At 70.0% G+C, this 16,555-nt stretch carries 16 protein-coding genes and 2 pseudogenes; 11 read left to right on the top strand and 7 right to left on the bottom strand.

The window, feature by feature from the left end; translation table 11 throughout:
• Window positions 1-55: 55 nt before the first annotated feature.
• Both ACZ6JY_RS05415 and ACZ6JY_RS05420 read right to left on the bottom strand, forming a co-directional pair.
• Window positions 56-301, bottom strand: coding sequence for a hypothetical protein (locus tag ACZ6JY_RS05415; protein ID WP_469192473.1), 246 nt, complete (start codon window positions 299-301; stop codon window positions 56-58).
• 14 nt (window positions 302-315) lie between these two features.
• Window positions 316-637: pseudogene (locus ACZ6JY_RS05420) on the bottom strand (ATP-binding protein).
• Between the two features lie 230 nt (window positions 638-867).
• Here ACZ6JY_RS05420 and ACZ6JY_RS05425 point away from each other — a divergent pair.
• The 4 genes from ACZ6JY_RS05425 to ACZ6JY_RS05440 are packed head-to-tail and all read left to right on the top strand — an operon-like array spanning window position 868 to window position 2,511.
• The gene (locus ACZ6JY_RS05425; RefSeq protein WP_469192475.1) at window positions 868-1,719 is read left to right on the top strand and encodes a helix-turn-helix domain-containing protein; all 852 of its coding nucleotides are present in this window, start codon (window positions 868-870) and stop codon (window positions 1,717-1,719) included.
• A gap of 8 nt (window positions 1,720-1,727) precedes the next feature.
• Window positions 1,728-1,916, top strand: a complete 189-nt coding sequence (locus ACZ6JY_RS05430; RefSeq protein ID WP_469192477.1) for a DUF397 domain-containing protein — start codon at window positions 1,728-1,730, stop codon at window positions 1,914-1,916.
• Window positions 1,913-2,041 carry a DUF397 domain-containing protein gene (locus ACZ6JY_RS05435; RefSeq protein WP_469192479.1) on the top strand — a complete coding sequence of 43 codons (129 nt, stop codon included), beginning with the start codon at window positions 1,913-1,915 and terminating at the stop codon, window positions 2,039-2,041. The genes ACZ6JY_RS05430 and ACZ6JY_RS05435 overlap by 4 nt, the downstream gene beginning before the upstream one ends.
• Entirely contained in the window at window positions 2,038-2,511 is a 474-nt protein-coding gene (locus tag ACZ6JY_RS05440) for a MarR family winged helix-turn-helix transcriptional regulator (RefSeq protein WP_469192481.1), read from the top strand. Before ACZ6JY_RS05435 ends, ACZ6JY_RS05440 begins: the two co-directional genes overlap by 4 nt.
• Before the next feature lie 74 nt (window positions 2,512-2,585).
• Here the strand turns inward: ACZ6JY_RS05440 and ACZ6JY_RS05445 are convergent, their stop codons facing one another.
• The gene (locus tag ACZ6JY_RS05445; RefSeq protein ID WP_469192483.1) at window positions 2,586-3,185 is read right to left on the bottom strand and encodes a TetR/AcrR family transcriptional regulator; all 600 of its coding nucleotides are present in this window, start codon (window positions 3,183-3,185) and stop codon (window positions 2,586-2,588) included.
• 149 nt (window positions 3,186-3,334) lie between these two features.
• On the opposite strand from ACZ6JY_RS05445, the gene ACZ6JY_RS05450 reads away from it, so the two are divergent.
• The 3 genes from ACZ6JY_RS05450 to ACZ6JY_RS05460 all read left to right on the top strand — a co-directional run bounded on the left by ACZ6JY_RS05450 (window position 3,335) and on the right by ACZ6JY_RS05460 (window position 5,422).
• Window positions 3,335-4,207 (top strand): NAD(P)-dependent oxidoreductase, encoded by an 873-nt coding sequence (locus tag ACZ6JY_RS05450; protein WP_469192485.1) that lies wholly within the window; start codon window positions 3,335-3,337, stop codon window positions 4,205-4,207.
• 178 nt (window positions 4,208-4,385) lie between these two features.
• Complete coding sequence (locus ACZ6JY_RS05455) at window positions 4,386-5,087, top strand: TetR/AcrR family transcriptional regulator (protein WP_469192487.1); 702 nt, start codon at window positions 4,386-4,388, stop codon at window positions 5,085-5,087.
• A gap of 125 nt (window positions 5,088-5,212) precedes the next feature.
• Window positions 5,213-5,422, top strand: a complete 210-nt coding sequence (locus ACZ6JY_RS05460) for a hypothetical protein (RefSeq protein WP_469192489.1) — start codon at window positions 5,213-5,215, stop codon at window positions 5,420-5,422.
• 98 nt (window positions 5,423-5,520) lie between these two features.
• Here ACZ6JY_RS05460 and aspS read toward each other — a convergent pair whose 3' ends face one another.
• Window positions 5,521-7,284, bottom strand: coding sequence for an aspartate--tRNA ligase (aspS, locus tag ACZ6JY_RS05465; protein WP_469192491.1), 1,764 nt, complete (start codon window positions 7,282-7,284; stop codon window positions 5,521-5,523).
• A 165-nt stretch (window positions 7,285-7,449) separates the two neighbouring features.
• Between aspS and ACZ6JY_RS05470 the strand changes: the two are divergent.
• Window positions 7,450-9,651 (top strand): annotated as a pseudogene (locus tag ACZ6JY_RS05470) (ATP-binding SpoIIE family protein phosphatase); the annotation flags it as partial.
• Here ACZ6JY_RS05470 and ACZ6JY_RS05475 read toward each other — a convergent pair.
• The 3 genes from ACZ6JY_RS05475 to ACZ6JY_RS05485 form a co-directional block, all read right to left on the bottom strand.
• Window positions 9,600-10,742, bottom strand: a complete 1,143-nt coding sequence (locus tag ACZ6JY_RS05475) for an AI-2E family transporter (RefSeq protein WP_469192493.1) — start codon at window positions 10,740-10,742, stop codon at window positions 9,600-9,602. The pseudogene ACZ6JY_RS05470 and the gene ACZ6JY_RS05475 sit on opposite strands and share 52 nt — an antisense overlap.
• A gap of 66 nt (window positions 10,743-10,808) precedes the next feature.
• Entirely contained in the window at window positions 10,809-11,765 is a 957-nt protein-coding gene (locus tag ACZ6JY_RS05480) for a pirin family protein (RefSeq protein ID WP_469192495.1), read from the bottom strand.
• Between the two features lie 153 nt (window positions 11,766-11,918).
• Window positions 11,919-12,407 (bottom strand): SseB family protein, encoded by a 489-nt coding sequence (locus ACZ6JY_RS05485; protein WP_447038430.1) that lies wholly within the window; start codon window positions 12,405-12,407, stop codon window positions 11,919-11,921.
• A 120-nt stretch (window positions 12,408-12,527) separates the two neighbouring features.
• Here ACZ6JY_RS05485 and ACZ6JY_RS05490 point away from each other — a divergent pair, with 120 nt between their 5' ends.
• The 3 genes from ACZ6JY_RS05490 (at window position 12,528) to ACZ6JY_RS05500 (ending at window position 16,440) form a co-directional block, all read left to right on the top strand.
• A complete protein-coding gene (locus ACZ6JY_RS05490; protein WP_469192497.1) occupies window positions 12,528-14,354 on the top strand; it encodes an acyl-CoA dehydrogenase in 1,827 nt (608 codons plus the stop codon).
• A 133-nt stretch (window positions 14,355-14,487) separates the two neighbouring features.
• Window positions 14,488-15,099 carry a Uma2 family endonuclease gene (locus tag ACZ6JY_RS05495; protein ID WP_469192499.1) on the top strand — a complete coding sequence of 204 codons (612 nt, stop codon included), beginning with the start codon at window positions 14,488-14,490 and terminating at the stop codon, window positions 15,097-15,099.
• Between the two features lie 42 nt (window positions 15,100-15,141).
• Window positions 15,142-16,440 carry a M18 family aminopeptidase gene (locus ACZ6JY_RS05500; protein WP_469192501.1) on the top strand — a complete coding sequence of 433 codons (1,299 nt, stop codon included), beginning with the start codon at window positions 15,142-15,144 and terminating at the stop codon, window positions 16,438-16,440.
• The last annotated feature ends 115 nt before the right edge of the window (window positions 16,441-16,555 follow it).

Below are 16,555 nucleotides of genomic sequence, written 5' to 3' on the forward strand. Positions count from 1 at the left end.
CACATCCCACGGCGTGTCGCCGGGACTTTCCTGCATCACCGCTCAGCCGCCGACGTCAGGCACCCGCGTCCCCGTCCGCGAACAGCCCGGCCGCGTCGGTCACCTCGTAGGCCCGGTCGAGCCACACCGCGAGGCGGTCCACGTCACCACAGGTGCGCACCCGCTCCCGTTCCGCGTCCGACAACGCGATGCCGCGCCAGTCGAGGGTGCGCAGGATGGCCTGGATCCGCTCCTCGGCCCGCGCCTCGTCACGCACCTTCTCGGCGACCTCGTGCCGGAAGAAGTAGTTGATCGTCGTCATCAGGTCCCTCCGCCTCATTCGGCGTGATCAACGAGTTGGGCGCCCATAAGTTCGCACCAGACGTATTTGCCCGAATCCGTGGCCACGGAATACCAGCCCCACCCGTCGGCACAGGCGCGTACGAGGTCGAGGCCCCGTCCCTGTTCGTCGCCCGCGCCCGCGATGCGTGGGGGCGGGGCCGGGGGCGTGGGGTCGGCGTCCCATGCTCCGATACGGAGGACGCCGGCGCGGTAGCGGGCGCGGAGGGCGGCAGATCGTGACCGCGCGGAGGTCGTGGGGGATGTACAGGGTGTACTCCCAGGGTTCGGCGGCGACGCCGGTGTCGTCTGCGGGCATGCGAGAGCTCCAGGGGGCGTGGGGAGGGGTACGGGACGCGGCGGGCGCTGGGCGGTGGCAGTGTCACCGCCGTCACGGCATGACGGGGTGGTGCGCTTCCGGTATCCCGGTCTCGCAGCGTTGCGATGCGTCACTGACGGTAGGGCCACAATTTGGGACCTGCAAGTCGTTGTCGTAACCTTTCCCACGAACGGGGCACCGTCGCCCGGTCGTTGGGCAGAGGGGAATGCATGGCACGCAGGAAGCAGCCCACAGCCCGCCAGGAGCGCCTGGGTGCCGAACTGCGCAAACTTCGCGAGGCCGCAGGGCTCAAAGGACGTGAAGCCGCCGCACTCCTCGGCACTGACTCGGCACAGATGAGTCAGATCGAGTTCGGCACGGCAGGTGTCAGCGCGGAGCGGGTGCGCAGACTCGCCGCCCATTACGCCTGTTCGGACACCGCGCTCATCGAAGCGTTGGCCGCCATGGCCGCGGACCGCACACGCGGCTGGTGGGAACGGTACCGGGGCCTACTTCCCACGCCGTTCCTCGACCTGTCGGAATTGGAGCATCACGCCAGGTACTGCTGGGACGTGAACTTTCTGCACGTTCCGGGCCTTCTCCAGACAGAGGTATACGCTCAGCGAGTGCTCGGCCATCGGGTCCCCGCACTGCCTGAACCGGAACTTGAACTGCGCGTTCGTCACCGGATGGACCGCAAGGTCATCATTCGGGGCCGGGAAGCCATCCCGTACGAAGCCGTTATTCACGAAGCCGCACTGCGCATCAGGGTCAGCGACCGCGCCGCCATGAGGAAACAGCTGGCACACGTGCTGGACCTTTCCGAAGCCGAGCACGTCACTGTGCGAGTGATCCCTTTCGACCTGGATGATTTCGCGGGCGCCGACAGCACCATGGTGTACGTCGGAGGAGCGGTGCCGAAGCTGGACACCGTCGTACGGGACGCTCCGAGCGGCACCGCCTTCATTGACTCCGAGGCTCAACTCGGCCGCTTTCGAACACTCTTCCGTAGAATGAAAGCCGCGTCGCTCGAACCTGAACGGTCGCGTGACTTCATCCACAGACTGGCGAAGGAAGTGTGAGGGTCCCCATGAACACGCCCGTGAGATGGCAGAAGTCGTCCTTCTCCGGCAGCGGTGACGGCAACGCGTGCATAGAACTGGCCGCCACCAACACCAACATCCACCTCCGCGAAAGCGACACCCCCGCCGAGGAACTGCACACCACGCCGACAGCCTTGGCCCACCTTCTCGGCACCATCAAGGCAGGTCAGCGATGAACGCCACCGCCTGGCAGAAGTCCACCCTCTCCGGTGGTGGTGACGGCGATACCTGTATAGAACTGGCCGCCGACCCAAAGGCGTTGGCCGAGCTGCTGCGCGCCGTCAAGGCGGACGTCCGATGACCCGTACCGACCAGGCGCCCGCCGACCCCGTCGCTGCCGATGAGGCCCTCGCGAACCAGCCCGTCGGCTACTGGGCCGGCCTCGCCCACGCCGCCGTCACGCGGCCCCTGCGGGACGCCATGGCGAGGATCGACGTCACTCAACCCCAGTACTGGGTACTGAACCGCGTGCACGCGGGGCCCGCCGCGCCGAGCCGCGAAGAGGTGGTCGCCCAGCTGACGCCCCTGGCGGACGGCCCGCACGAGATACCCCGCGTCATCGACCAACTGGTCCACCGGGGCTGGCTCCGCACGGCCACGGAGGACCCGTACCTGCACCTGACCGCTGAAGGCGAGGCCGCCAGACTGCGGCTGCGCGCCCTCGCGACCGAGCTGCGCGCGGTGATCCACGAGGGGGTCGGCGACGAGGAGTACGTCGCCGCGCTGAAGGTCCTGCGCAAAATGATCGCCAACGCCGAGACGGCCCCGTAAGCCCGCAGCCACCCAGCCACCCCTGACGCGGGCCCGCGACCCGGCACGGCCAAAACCGGGCCCCGCGGGCCGCCTCACGCCCCGTAAGACCGCACCAGTCGCGCCAGTTGCCGCCCGGCAGCCCGCAGCGGCTCCTCGCTTCTCGTGACCTGGGCCGTCACCTCGGCGCCCTCCAGGGTGCTGATGACCGTGGTCGCGACCTCACGCGCGTCCTCGGCCCCGAAGCCCGCCCCCAGCAACCACTCCTCGACGATCCGCTCCCAGCCGCTCAGCGTCTCCGCGCACACGCGTTGGATCTCCGAGTCCGTGCCGAGGGTCTCCAGGGCGGCGGCGGTGACCGGGCAGCCGTCGGTCCAGCCCGACTCCCGCAGGCCCACGGCGAGTTCCGCCGCGCAGCGCTCGACGGCGGACGCCGGATCGTCCTCCCCGGCCAGCCCCGCTCGCAGCATCTCCGCGAACTCCTCCGCGCTGTGAGCGATGGCGGCTACCGCGACCGCCTCCTTGCCGCCCGGGAAGAAGTGGTACACGGAGCCGAGCGTGGCCTCCGCCTCCTTGGCGATCTGCTTGATGCCCGTGCCCACGTAGCCCTGCCGCTGGATGAGGCGGGCGGAGACGGCGACGATCCGGTCGCGGGTGCCGAGGGGCGCGGTACGGCCGGCGCTGTTCTGGGTCATGGACTCACCCTAACCCGCTACTAAGTAGAGCGTTCGTTCTAGAGGCGTGCTACGTTCATCCCACGCCCTAAATAGAGCGATCGTTTTAGGGGCGAGTAACTGATCAAGTAACTGAACAAGTAACTGAACGTAACCGGTTGGAGTTCCGCATGCCTTTCGCGTCGCAGTCCGTCACCGTCATCGGTCTCGGCCCCATGGGTCAGGCCATGGCCGCCGCCTATCTCGACCGCGGCTACCGCGTCACCCTCTGGAACCGCACCCCGTCCCGCGCCGACGCCCTGGTCGAGCGCGGCGCGACCCTGGCGGCGACGCCCGAGGAGGCGCTGCTCGCGAACGAGCTGACGATCCTCAGCCTCACCGACTTCGCCGCGCTGTACGCGATCCTGGAGCCCGCCAAGGCCGCCATCGCGGGCCGTACGCTGGTGAACCTCAGCTCCGACACCCCGGAGAAGGCGCGGGCCGGCGCCCGCTGGGTGTCCGAGCTCGGGGGTACGCACCTCACCGGGGGTGTCCTGTGCCCGCCGCCGCTGATCGGGACGCCGGACGTGTCGACGTTCTACAGCGGCCCGCGCGAGGCGTACGAGAAGCACCGGGCGGCCCTCGAAGTCATCACCGGCAAGAGCGACTACCGGGGGGACGATCCGGGCCTGGCCGCGCTCATGTACCAGCTCAACATGGCCATCTTCTGGCCGTCGATGATCGCCTACTGGCACACCGTGGCCCTGGCCGCCGCCCATGGCATCAAAGCCACGGAAATCGCCCCGTACGCCTCGGAGAACTTCGCGGGGATGGGCCACTTCATCGACTTCTACTCATCCCGCATCGACGCGGGCAACCACGCGGGCGACGTGGACCGTACGTCGATGGGCCTGGCCAGCATGGAACACGTCGTCCACACGACGGCGGACGCGGGCGTGGACACGGCGTTCCCCGAGGCGGTGCACGACATCTTCCGCCGCGTCACAGCCGCGGGCCACGCAGAGGACAGCTTCAGCAGGGCGGTACAACTGATGCGCCCCTGAGGGCTGGAGAGGTTCAGGGGGATCACCGGTGACCGGTGAGCTGAGCCTCCGGGGCGGAACCGCGCACACAGCGCACGCCGTACGCCGTACGCTTCGTGCGTACGGCGTGCGCTGTGTGTGCTGTGTGCGTTGTCGTGAAACCTTGGGCCGGTTCCGGCCGGACGTATGAGGAGGGCCTGTGGCCGCCGAGCAGAAGCCGACGCCCGAGATCGCCTCCGTGTGGGCGCGGCCGCGGCGGCAGCGGGAGCAGCTCAGCCGGGAGCAGATCGTCGCCGAGGCCGTGCTGCTGCTCGACGCCGACGGGATCGAAGCGCTCAGCATGCGCAAGCTCGGGACGCGGCTCGGCGCCGGGGCCACCTCGCTCTACCGGCACGTCGCCAACAAGGACGAGCTGATCGAGCTGGTCGTCGACGAGGTCTACGGAGAGCTGACCCTCCCCGCGGCCACCGGCGCCGGCGACTGGCGCGACGCGGCGGGCCGCGGCGCCTACAGCCTGCGCGCGATGATCCTGCGCCACCCCTGGGTCGCCTCCGTACTCGGCCAGGTCGGCCTCATCCACCTGGGGCCGAACGTCACGAAGATGTCGGAGCGCATGGCCGCCGCGTACGAGGCCGCGGGCTTCCCGACCGACGAGATCGAGCCTGCCTTGTCCACCGTCATCTCGTACGTCATCGGGATGGCCACCAGCGAGGCCGCCTATCTGTCGCTGATCGCCCGCAGCGGCAGCACGGAACGGGAGTTCGCCGAGAAGCTGCGGGCCACCGGAGGCGGCGGGCCCGGCGCCGCCGATCCGGCGAAGGCCCGCGAGGACACCTTCGACTACGGGCTCCAGCGCGTGCTCGACGGTCTCGCCGTCCGGCTCGGCCGGGCCACCGGCTGAGCCACCTCGCCCCGGCGCGGGGCCCGTTGGGGGAGAGTGTGGCGTGGGTCACGGTGAGCTAACTCATGTTCGAAGACGGCTTGATCTGACGCCGTCTTCACACTCCCCTACGTAAGCTTCACCGCATGGCCACGACTCCCTCCCCCGACCGGCGACGCACCGCCGACGAGGTCAACCAGGAGATCCGTGCGCTGTGGCTGAGCGCGGGCGGCCGGCTTCGCCCCGACGAGCGCCTCGTGTACGAGCAGCTCGTGACCGAGTGGGCAGAGGCCGAAGCAAAGGCCGAGGCCGCCGGCAAGGCCGCAGGCGACTCCTCGCCGACCCACGCCGCCTGACCGCCACACCGCCCGAAGAACTCGACGAACACGACGAGAACGACGAAAACAGCGAAGGCCCCCGGAACCAGAGGTTCCGGGGGCCTTCGCCAAGACCGCTACTGCCCAGCGGGCTTGCGGAGCGAGATGTTCAGTTCGCGGAGCCGCGCTTCGTCGAGCACCGTCGGCGCGCCCATCATCAGGTCCTGCGCGTTGCCGTTCAGCGGGAACGCGATCGTCTCGCGGAGGTTCGGCTCGTCCGCGAGGAGCATGACCATGCGGTCGACGCCCGGGGCGATGCCACCGTGCGGCGGGGCGCCGAGGCGGAACGCGCGCAGCATGCCCGCGAACTCGTGCTCGACGGTCTCCGCGTCGTAACCCGCGATCTCGAAGGCCTTGAGCATGACCTCGGGCTCGTGGTTCCGGATGGCGCCGGAGGAGAGCTCGACGCCGTTGCAGACGATGTCGTACTGCCACGCGAGGATGTCGAGCGGGTCCTTCTCCTCCAGGTCCTGCATGCCGCCCTGCGGCATCGAGAAGGGGTTGTGGGAGAAGTCGACCTTGCCGGTCTCCTCGTCCTTCTCGTACATCGGGAAGTCGACGATCCAGCAGAAGCGGAAGACGCCCTCCTCGAAGTGGCCTGCGCGCTTGGCGGCCTCGACGCGGACAGCCGACATGATCTTCGAGACCTCGTCGAACTCACCCGCGCCGAAGAAGACCGCGTACCCGGGGGCCAGGCCGAGGCGCTTCGTCAGCTCCTCGACGTCTCCCTCCGTCAGGAACTTCGCGATCGGGCCCGTCAGCGAGCCGTCCTCGGCGACGCGCACCCAGGCGAGGCCCTTGGCGCCCTGCTCGACGGCGTAGTCACCGAGGCCGTCGAAGAACTTGCGGGACTGCGAGGCCGTGTCCGGCACCGGGAGGGCCCGGACGTGCTTGCCCGCGAACGCCTTGAACTCCGAGTCCGCGAAGATGTCCGTGATGTCGTGCAGTTCGAGCTTCGCGCGCAGGTCCGGCTTGTCGTTGCCGTACTTCAGCATCGACTCGCGGAACGGGATGCGCGGGAACGGCGACGTGACCTCGCGGCCGTTGCCGAACTCCGTGAAGATCTCCGTCATCAGCTTCTCGATGGGGCGGAAGACGTCTTCCTGCTCCACGAAGCTCATCTCGACGTCGAGCTGGTAGAACTCGCCCGGCGAGCGGTCCGCGCGCGCGTCCTCGTCGCGGAAGCAGGGCGCGATCTGGAAGTAGCGGTCGAAGCCCGAGATCATCAGGAGCTGCTTGAACTGCTGCGGGGCCTGCGGCAGCGCGTAGAACTTGCCGGGGTTCAGGCGGGAGGGGACGACGAAGTCGCGGGCGCCCTCGGGGGAGGTCGCCGTGAGGATCGGCGTCGCCATCTCGTTGAAGCCGAGGGCGACCATCTTGGAGCGGATGGAGGCGATCACGGCCGACCGCAGCATGATGTTCCGGTGCATGCGCTCGCGGCGCAGGTCCAGGAAGCGGTACTCCAGGCGGCGCTCCTCGTTCACGCCGTCCTCGGCGTTGATCGTGAAGGGGAGGGGGGCGGCGGCGCCCAGCACCTCGACCTCGCTCGCCTCGATCTCGACCTCACCCGTGGGCAGCTCCGGGTTCACGTTGTCCGTGCCGCGCGAGACGACCTTGCCGTCGACGCGGACGACCGTCTCCTTGGACAGCTTGTCCAGGACCTCGGCGGCCTTGGTGCCGGGGCGGGCCACGAGCTGCGTGATGCCGTAGTGATCGCGGAGATCGATGAAGAGAATGCCGCCCAGGTCTCGGCGATTGTGCAGCCAGCCGCTCAGCCGGACGTCGGTGCCGACGTCAGAGGCGCGGAGCTCGCCGCAGGTGTGGGACCTGTACCGATGCATCGTCGTTCATCCAGTCTTCGCGATTGGGGGAGGGAGCGGACGCTCCCCAGGCTACCGTCCGGGCGAAGATCGCTTTCCGGATATCCGCCCCAGGACCACTCTCGCGGGGCCCGCGGGGCGGGGGCTCGGTGGCGGTGGGCCCGTACATCTTCCTAAAGTGGGTCAATGCGCACCGACGATCCCCTCGCGCGGGTGGGGGACGAAGCCCTGCCTCCCGTACGGGACGTCCTCACCGCGATCGCCACCGGACTGTGGCGCTGGGACAACGCCTCGGGGACCGTCACCCTCGACGCCGAGGCCTCCAGACTCCTCGGGCTGCCCGAGCGCGCCCAGACGCTCAACGAGGCGGCCGTGCGCTCCCGCTTCCACCCGGTCGACTGGAACGAGATCTACGGGACCGTCCAGCTCGCCGTGGCGGAGGGCACCCTCGCCGAGGCCCGGCTGCGGATCATGGACGACACGGGGCGACGGGTGCTGCGCATCGTGCGCAGCCGCTCCAAGCCGGTGATGCACGGCGTGACCGAGGCGTACGAGCTGATCGGCACCCTGCAAGAGGTCACGGAGCCCGCGCCGGGCACCGCCGCCCGCACCCCCGTGACGGGCGACTGGCGCCGCTCCCGCGAGGCGTTCCTGCTCGACGCGGGCCGCGCGCTCGCCGAGGCGCGCTCCACGGAGGAGGTCCTGCGGGTCGCCGCTGGGCTCTCCATGCCGGGCTTCTCGCCGGACGGGCTCGCGGTGTTCGGCGTGGCGGGCGACCGGCTGACGGTCATCGGGCACCACGGCCACGAGCCGGGCGACGACGGTCCCTTCTCGGCGATGCCGCTGGACACCGACTACCCGGCGGCCGAGGTGGTGCGCACCGGCCGGGCCGTCTACCTCTCGTCGCCGGAGGAGTACCGCCGCCGCTATCCGGCGGCCTGGCCGCTGGTGCGGCGCTTCGAGCGGCAGTCGTGGGCGTTCCTGCCGCTGACGGTCGCGGGCCGCACGATGGGCGCGTGGATGGCGGCCTTCACCTACCCCGTGTCGTTCACGCCCGACGAGCGCTCGGTCCTGACGACGGTCGCGCGGATGCTGGCGCAGGCGCTGTCGCGGGCCGGGGTCACGGACTCCGAGCGGGAGCTGACGGACGGCCTCCAGCGCTCGATGCTGCCGATGCTCGGCCCGAAGATCGACGGGATGAGCGTGGCCGCCCGCTATGTGCCGACCGGCGGCGGCCTCCAGGTCGGCGGCGACTGGTACGACATGATTCCGCTGCCCAGCGGCCGCATCGCCTTCGCCATCGGCGACGTCCAGGGACACGACGTACGCGCGGCGGGCCTGATGGGACAGCTCCGCATCGCCCTGCGCGCGTACGCCTCGGAGGGGCACCGCCCCGACGCGGTGCTCTCGCGCGCGACCCGCTTCCTCTCGGGGATCACGGAGTCCGCCACCTACGGGTCGAGCGGCTCGGGCACCGACGAGGCCACCGAGTACGACCCGCGCTTCGCGACCTGTCTGTACGTCGAGGCCGACCCGGCGACCGGCATCCTGGAGATCGCCCGCGCCGGCCATCCGGAACCCGCGATACGGATGAGCGACGGGACGGTCGTGCAGAGGCCCGTCGCGGGCGGGCTTCCCCTGGGCATCGACCCGGACGCGGACTATCCCACCACCCGCCTGGTCCTCGAACCCGGCGAGACCATGCTGATCTGCACCGACGGCCTCATCGAGACCGGCGGCCACGACCTGGACAGCGGCTGGTCGCGGATCAGGTCCACCCTTGAGGGGTACCTGGGCGAGGACGACGAGCAGGACGGCCTCGAACTGCTCGCCGACCGGCTCGTGCAGGCCGTCCACGGGCCCTCCTCGCACCACACCACCGGGCCGCTCGCGGACCGCCGCGAGGACGACATAGCGGTACTGCTCCTGAGCCGTACGGGCCGTCCCGAGCAGCACGCGGACGCCCGCCGCACCGTCCTGACCATCGCGCAGGCCGAGCCGGAGCGCATCGGGGGCGCCCGCCGTCATCTGCGGGAGCTGCTGCACGACTGGGCGGACGACGACCAGATCGACTCGGCGGTCCTGATGGTCTCGGAGATGCTCACCAACGTCCTGGTGCACACCGACGGCGACGCCCTGCTCGTCGCGCAGGTCAGCGGCGAGCCCGGCAGGCGCAGGCTGCGGGCCGAGGTGGCCGACGGCAGCGACGACCTGCCGCACAAGCGGCGCCCCGGCGAGCTGGCCTCCTCCGGGCGTGGCCTGGTCCTGATGGAGCTGCTCGCGGGGGCGTGGGGCGTGGACCCGCGCGGCGACGGCAAGAGCATCTGGTTCGAGCTCTACGAGGACGCGGGCTCCCCCGCTGACGAAGCGGGCGGCGCGGGTGGCGCGGGCGGCGTCGACGTCGCGGACATCCCGGACATTCCTGAGGTGCCGGGTGGCCCCGCGGCCCCGTCGGAGTAGCGGGAGCGCAGCTCGGCCAGGATGCCGAAGGCCGCCGCGGTCAGGGGCACCGCGAGCAGCATCCCGATGATGCCCGCCACGGACGCCCCCGCGGTGATCGCCAGCATTACCACCGCCGGGTGCATCTGCACCGTACGGCTCTGGATGACCGGCTGGAGGATGTGCCCTTCGAGGACCTGCACGGCGAGGACCACGCCGAGTGCCCACAGGGCGATGGCGAAGCCGCGGTCGGCGAGGGCGACTAGGACGGCGATGGCGCCGGACAGGAAGGCGCCGAGATACGGGATGTAGGCGCCCACGAAGACGAGCGCGCCGAGGCCGACGGCCCCGGGCACCTGGAGGATCAGCAGCCCCACGGTGATGCAGAGCGCGTCGATGAACGCGATGATCGTCGTGCCCCGCATGAAGCCCTCGATGGCCCGGAAGGCCCGCCGCGCCATGGCCTCGACCGCGTCGGCGGAGCTGCCGGGCGAGAACGAGCGCATGGCGGCCATCGCGCGGCCGGAGTCGCGCAGGAAGAAGAAGACGAGGAGCAGCGCCAGCACGGCCATGGCGGCCACCTCGCCGACGACGCTCAGCCCGCTGAGCACGCCGGACGCCGCGGTGCCGCCGAACTTGCCGAGCAGCTCCTTGGCGTTGGACGCCATGTCGTCGAGCGAGGTGCCCGCGGCCCCGAAGTGCTTCGAGAGGTCGGTCGCCGCGGTCTTCAGGGACGCGATGATCTGGTCGCCCGTGTCGATCAGGGCCGTGACGACGATGTACGTGACGCCGCCGACGACGGCGACGACGGCCGCGCAGGTGAGCCCGGCGGCCAGCGAGCGCTGCACCTTCATCGCCAGCAGGCGGCGGTAGAGCGGCCCGAGCAGCGCCGTGCCGAGGAGCGCGAGCAGGACCGGTGTCACGGCGGTCCGCAGGTGGACGCAGAGCCAGACGGCGACGGCGGCCACGCCGACCACGAGCAGGACGACGACGCACCACGCGGCGAGCCGGCGGGCGGGCTCGGGGAGAAGGGTGTGCACCCTCCCACCCGAGCACGCCGCCACGGGCCGCGCACGTTATGTACGCCTACACGCCGTTATGTACGCCTACATGCCGTGCACGGCGGGCACCGTTCCGAGCAGGCCCTTCTGGAAGTCCTCGAAGGCCTGCTGGAGCTCGGCCTGGCTGTTCATCACGAACGGGCCGTAGTGCGCCATGGGCTCCCTGATCGGCTGCCCGCCGAGCAGCACGACCTCCAGGTCGGGGGCGTTCCCGTCCTGCTTCTCGTCCGCGCGGACGGTCAGCGAGGACCCGGCGCCGAAGACCGCGGTCTGCCCCAGGCGCACGGGGCGGCGCTCGGCACCGACGGTGCCCTGCCCGGCCAGTACGTACGCCAGGCCGTTGAAGTCCTCGCGCCAGGGCAGCGTGACCTCGGCGCCGGGGCGCACGGTCGCGTGGATCATCGAGATCGGCGTGTGCGTGATGCCGGGGCCCTGGTGCCCGTCGAGCTCACCGGCGATGACGCGGAGCAGCGCGCCGCCGTCGGGGGTGCTGAGGAGCTGGACCTGGCCGCCGCGGATGTCCTGGTAGCGGGGGTTCATCATCTTGTCCTTGGCGGGCAGGTTCACCCACAGCTGGAGGCCGTGGAAGAGGCCGCCGGACATGACGAGGGACTCCGGCGGCGCCTCGATGTGCAGCAGGCCTGAGCCCGCCGTCATCCACTGGGTGTCGCCGTTCCGGATGGTGCCGCCGCCGCCGTTGGAGTCCTGGTGGATGAAGCTGCCGTCGATCAGGTACGTGACCGTCTCGAAGCCGCGGTGGGGGTGCCAGGGCGTTCCCTTGGGCTCGCCGGCCTCGTACTCCACCTCTCCCATCTGGTCCATCATGATGAACGGGTCGAGGTGCTTGTAGTTGATTCCCGCGAAGGCCCGGCGCACCGGGAAGCCCTCGCCCTCGAAACCGCTCGGGGCGGTCGTCACGGCGAGCACAGGGCGCGCCTGGGCTCCGGCCGGCGCCACCACTCGGGGCAGGGTCAGCGGGTTCTCGACAGTCACTGCAGGCATGGTCGGTACCTCCTCGTGATCACACTTTAGTTGAACGTAGAACTTTCTGCCACCCAGAACGAAGGGAGCCCGGAGGGAATTCCCTCCGGGCTCCGGGAAGCGCCTCGTCAGGGGCGCGGAGAACTGGTCAGGCCTCAGCCATACGTTCAGGCCTCAGCCATACATGCGGCGCATCGCGAAGTCGACCATCTGCTCCACGGCCTTGGCGTCGAAGACCATGCGGTGCTCGCCCTCCATGTCCAGGACGAAGCCGTAGCCGGTGGGGAGCAGGTCGATGACCTCCGCGCCGGTGATCACGAAGTACTTGGAGTCCTTGCCGGCGTACCTCCGCAGCTCCTTGAGGGAGGTGAACATGGGGATCACCGGCTGCTGGGTGTTGTGCAGCGCGAGGAAGCCGGGGTTGTCGCCGCGCGGGCAGTAGACCTTCGACGTGGCGAAGGCCTGCTGGAAGTCCTCGGCGGACATCGAGCCCGTGGTGAAGGCCCGCACCGCGTCCGCGAGGGAGGGCGGCGATGGCTCGGGGTAGAGCGGGGGCTGCTGGCCGTAGCCGGCGCCGGGCATGCCCTGCTGCTGCGGCGGTGGCTGCGCGCCCGGCGGTGCGTACTGCTGCTGGGCGCCGGGGTTCTGGTCGTAGCCGTACATGCGCGTAAGCGTACTGAGTCACAGATGGGCGATTAGGGGTTGCTTCTTATTACCGACGGGTAGCATCATCGTAGCTACTTACTGGTACTCATCCCTTTCCTGCTTACGGAGCCTTTCGCCATGGGCCACTACAAGTCGAATCTCCGCGACATCGAGTTCAACCTCTTCGAGGTGCTCGGCCGCGATCAGCTGTACGGCACCGGCCCGTTCGCGGAGATGGACGTCGACACCGCCAAGACCATCCTGGAAGAGCTGCGCCGCCTCGCCGAGAACGAGCTGGCCGAGTCCTTCACGGACGCCGACCGCAACCCGCCGGTCTTCGACCCCGAGACCAGCACCGCGCCCGTCCCGGCGTCCTTCAAGAAGAGCTACCAGGCCTTCATGGACTCCGAGTACTGGCGGCTCGGCCTGCCCGAGGAGATCGGTGGCACGACCGCGCCCCGCTCCCTGATCTGGGGCTACGCGGAGCTGCTGCTCGGCGCCAACCCGGCCGTGTGGATGTACTCCTCGGGCCCCGCCTTCGCCGGCATCCTCTTCGAGGAGGGCAACGAGGCGCAGAAGAAGGTCGCCTCCATCGCCGTCGAGAAGCAGTGGGGCTCGACGATGGTCCTGACCGAGCCCGACGCGGGCTCGGACGTGGGCGCGGGCCGCACGAAGGCCGTGCAGCAGGAGGACGGCTCCTGGCACATCGAGGGCGTGAAGCGCTTCATCACGTCCGGCGAGCACGACATGTCGGAGAACATCCTCCACTACGTCCTCGCCCGCCCCGAGGGCAACGGCCCCGGCACCAAGGGCCTCTCGCTCTTCCTCGTGCCGAAGTACGAGTTCGACTGGGAGACCGGCGAGCTGGGCGAGCGCAACGGCGTGTACGCCACCAACGTCGAGCACAAGATGGGCCTCAAGGCCTCCAACACCTGCGAGATGACGTTCGGCGACCAGCACCCCGCCAAGGGCTGGCTGATCGGCGACAAGCACGACGGCATCCGCCAGATGTTCCGCATCATCGAGTTCGCCCGCATGATGGTCGGCACGAAGGCCATCGCGACGCTCTCCACGGGCTACCTCAACGCCCTGGAGTACGCCAAGGAGCGCGTGCAGGGCCCCGACCTCGCGCAGTTCATGGACAAGACCGCGCCCAAGGTGACGATCACCCACCACCCGGACGTGCGCCGCGCCCTCATGACGCAGAAGGCGTACGCGGAGGGCATGCGCGCCCTGGTGCTGCACACCGCGGCCGTCCAGGACGACATCCAGGTCAAGGAGGCCGCGGGCGAGGACGCCTCGGCGCTGCACGCCCTGAACGACCTGCTCCTGCCCATAGTGAAGGGCTACGGCTCGGAGAAGTCCTACGAGCAGCTCGCGCAGTCGCTCCAGACGTTCGGCGGCTCCGGGTACCTCCAGGAGTACCCGATCGAGCAGTACATCCGGGACGCCAAGATCGACACCCTCTACGAGGGCACCACCGCGATCCAGGGCCAGGACTTCTTCTTCCGGAAGATCGTCCGCAACCAGGGCGCGGCGCTGAACGGCCTGGCCGAGGAGATCAAGAAGTTCCTCGCGGTCGGCACCGGCGGCGAGTCCCTGGCAGGCGCCCGCGAGGAGCTGGCCAAGGCCGCGGTCGAGCTCGAGGCCATCGTCGGCGTCATGCTGACCGACCTCGCGGCCACCGAGCAGGACGTGAAGTCCATCTACAAGGTGGGCCTGAACACCACGCGCCTGCTCATGGCCTCGGGTGACGTCGTCGTCGGCTACCTGCTGCTCCGGGGCGCGGCGATCGCCGCCGAGAAGCTGGAGACGGCCTCCGCCCGGGACAAGGCCTTCTACGAGGGCAAGATCGCCGCGGCCAAGTTCTTCGCCACGAACGTCCTGCCGGGCGTCGCGGGTGAGCGGAAGCTCGCCGAGGGCGTGGAGCTGGGCCTGATGGAGCTGGACGAGGCGGCGTTCTAGTTCGACCCGGTTCGACCGGATTCCTCTCGCACGTCAGCACGATGCCGTCACCTGATCATTTCGGGTGGCGGCATCGTCGTACGCGCTGGGTACGCTGAACCAACGGCCGAGAATCCCGTCCATGGGAGGAACCATGACCGCCGAAGCCCGCACCGAAGCGCTGCACGCACTCCAGCCCGACGGCTCGGCGTGGCCGATGCCGCCCCAGGACGGCTACACGACGGACGAATTCTTCAGCCTCGACCTCCCGCCGCACACAGAGTTGATCGACGGGAGCCTGATCTTCGTGAGTCCGCAGCGCAAGTTCCACACGCTCGCCATGTACCTCTTGGAACAGGGCCTGCGCACCACCGTTCCCGAGCATCTGCGGGTCCGCCGCGAGATGGCCGTCGTCCTCGGCCGCAGGCAGGCGCCCGAGCCGGATCTCGTGGTCGTGACCGCGGAGGCCGACGCCGACCAGACACAGACGCGCTACCGCGCGGAGGACGTCCTGCTCGCCGTGGAGGTCGTCTCGCCCGACTCCGAGGAGCGCGACCAGGACACCAAGCCCCGCAAGTACGCGGCGGCCGGGATCCGGCACTACTGGCTGGTCAGGATGGACGAGAACAAGCGGCCCGCCGTCCACACCTTCGAACTCGACCCGCACACCCGCGTCTACGCGCCCACAGGCATCCACCACGACCGGCTGAAGCTCGCGGTGCCGTTCACCATCGACATCGACCTCACCGAGATCGACCGCCTCTGAGCACCACGTCGTACGGGCGGTGCCCCCATTAGGCTGACAGCCATGCGTACATCCTCCGGCCCCTTCGACCGCGGCCACACCGAAGACCTCATGACCTTCCTCGCGGCGAGCCCCACGCCGTACCACGCGGTGGCGAGCGCCGCCGAGCGGCTGGAGAAGGCCGGTTTCCGGCAGGTCGAGGAGACCGAGGCCTGGGACGGTACGACCGGCGGCAAGTACGTGCTCCGGGGCGGCGCCATCGTCGCCTGGTACGTCCCCGAGGGCGCCGCGGCCCACACCCCCTTCCGCATCGTCGGCGCGCACACCGACTCCCCCAACCTCCGCGTGAAGCCGCAGCCCGACGCGGGCGGCCACGGCTGGCGCCAGGTCGCCGTGGAGATCTACGGCGGGCCGCTGCTCAACTCCTGGCTGGACCGCGACCTCGGCCTCGCCGGGCGCCTCTCGCTGCGCGACGGCACCACGCGGCTCGTGAACATCGACCGGCCGCTGCTCCGCGTGCCGCAGCTCGCCATCCACATGGACCGCTCCGTCCACACCGACGGGCTCAAGCTCGACAAGCAGCGGCACATGCAGCCCATCTGGGGCCTCGGCGACGACGTCCACGAGGGCGACCTCATCCGCTTCCTGGAGGAGGAGACCGGCCTCGGCGAGGGTGACGTCACCGGCTGGGACCTCATGACGTACTCCATCGAGCCGCCCGCCTTCCTCGGCCGCGACCGCGAGCTCGTCGCGGGCCCCCGCATGGACAACCTCCTGTCCGTGCACGCGGCGACGGCCGCCCTCACCGCCGTCTCCGGCCGCGAGGACCTGCCGTACATCCCCGTGTTCGCCGCCTTCGACCACGAGGAGAACGGCTCGCAGTCGGACACCGGCGCCGACGGCCCGCTCCTCGGCTCGGTCCTCGAACGGTCGGTGTTCGCCCGCGGCGGCTCGTACGAGGACCGGGCGCGGGCCTTCGCCGGCACCGTCTGCCTCTCCTCCGACACCGGTCACGCCGTGCACCCCAACTACGCCGAGCGGCACGACCCCACGCACCACCCGCGCGCCAACGGCGGCCCGATCCTCAAGGTGAACGTCAACAACCGCTACGCCACGGACGGCGCGGGGCGCTCGGTGTTCGCCGCCGCGTGCGAGAAGGCGGGCGTGCCGTTCCAGTCGTTCGTCTCCAACAACGCGATGCCGTGCGGCACGACGATCGGCCCCATCACGGCGGCCCGGCACGGCATCAAGACCGTCGACATCGGCGTCGCGATCCTGTCCATGCACAGCGTGCGCGAACTGTGCGGCGCGGACGACCCGTACCTCCTGGCCAACGCGCTCGTGGCGTTCCTGGAGAGCTGACGCGGCCTCTGATCGATGCGGAGCCCCGGCCGTTGTGCGGCCGGGGCTCCGCTGTCCCGTGTGGCGGTGGCGGAGCCGGGTACACGGTCGGCGCAGCCACGACACAGGGAGGCGG

Source organism: Streptomyces sp. NPDC046335 (assembly GCF_055587985.1).